This window comes from Bradyrhizobium sp. P2_E8 (assembly GCF_056403875.1).
Window position 1 is genome coordinate 1 of the sequence record NZ_JBFUES010001445.1, and the last position, 1,348, is coordinate 1,348.

The 1,348-nt window shown below is 64.6% G+C and carries 1 protein-coding gene; it reads right to left on the minus strand.

The features are described 5' to 3' along the window. The coding region (gene zapE, locus AC1D00_RS41270) for a cell division protein ZapE (RefSeq protein ID WP_477014661.1) at positions 1–1,152 on the minus strand (1,152 nt) is incomplete at its 3' end. Positions 1,153–1,348 lie beyond the last annotated feature (196 nt).

The following is a 1,348-nucleotide window of genomic DNA, read 5'->3' on the forward strand; positions in this document are numbered from 1 at the left end:
GGCGGTGGAATCCTTGCGGCCGTGAGCCAGCGCCAGATAGGATTCCGAGCTCATTTCGATCAGGCGCGAGGCGGTCCGCTTGAACTCGTTGGCCTCGTTGCCCTCGTCGGCGAGGTACAGCGAGATCGGGTTGGCGTCGGCCGAGGCCATCAGCTTCACGGCATTGTCATAGAGCGTATCGATCAGCGTGATGAAACGTTTGGCGGCGTTGCGCTGGGAGAGGTCCATCACTGGAATATGGTCGACCAGGATGGTGTGATAGTCGTGCGCGAGCCTGAGGTAATCCGATGCGCCGAGCGGCTTCTCGCAGAGATCGGCGAACGAGAACCGCGCCACGCCATGGGCCGAGCACGGCACGTGCAGGATGCGGCCCTTGATCGAAATATCCCGCGACTTGCATTTGGCGCCGCCTGACATCCGCGACCAGGCGCGGTCGAGCGCGGCATCCGCATCGCTGTCCGCCGGCGTCAGCCACATCGGCACGCCCTGAAGCTTCTCCAGCCGGAAGTCGGTGCGCGCATCGAGCCGCGCGACGTCCATGTGATCGGTGATCTGCTTGATGAAGGGCAGGAACAGCGAACGGTTGAGGCCGCCCTTGTAGAGATCGTCGGGCGCGACGTTGGAGGTTGCGACCACCACGGTGCCGAGCTCGAACAATTTGGCGAACAGGCGCCCCAGGATCATCGCGTCCGCGATGTCGGTGACGTGGAATTCGTCGAAGCAGAGCAGCCAGCTCTCCTCGAAGATCGCGTTCGCGGTCAGCGCGATGACGTCGCCGTCGGCGATCTCGCCGCGCGCGATGCTCTGGCGATAGTCGTAGATGCGCTCGTGCACATCGGCCATGAATTCGTGGAAATGCGCGCGCCGCTTATGCTCGACCGAGGCGTGCTGGAAGAACAGATCCATCAGCATGGTCTTGCCGCGGCCGACCTCGCCATGGATGTAGAGCCCGCGCGGCGCCTCGTCCTTGTCGTTGCTGAACAGACGGCTGAGCAGGCCCTGCTTGCGCTGCGGCTTGTAAGCCGCGAGCCGCTGGTCGAGCGCCGCATAGGCTTCGGCGACTTCGGCCTGCGCGGCATCGGGCTCGATCGCGCCGTCGGCGATCTGGGCCTGGTAGGCCTCGCGGAATGAGGAACTGGGGGTCGAGAGCATGGCCCTTTACCGCCAGAGACGGACGGAAATTGCAAGCCGTGAATTGGTGCCGGAGGTATGCGCTTTCGTGTCCCGGACGCGCTGCGCTACGGCGCAGAGCCGGGACCCACTATTTCGTTCATCGCCAAATATCGGCCGTTGCGGAACGCCGGGCCCCGGCTCTGCGGCCGGGGCACGAGAGCCGTGTCACGCACAC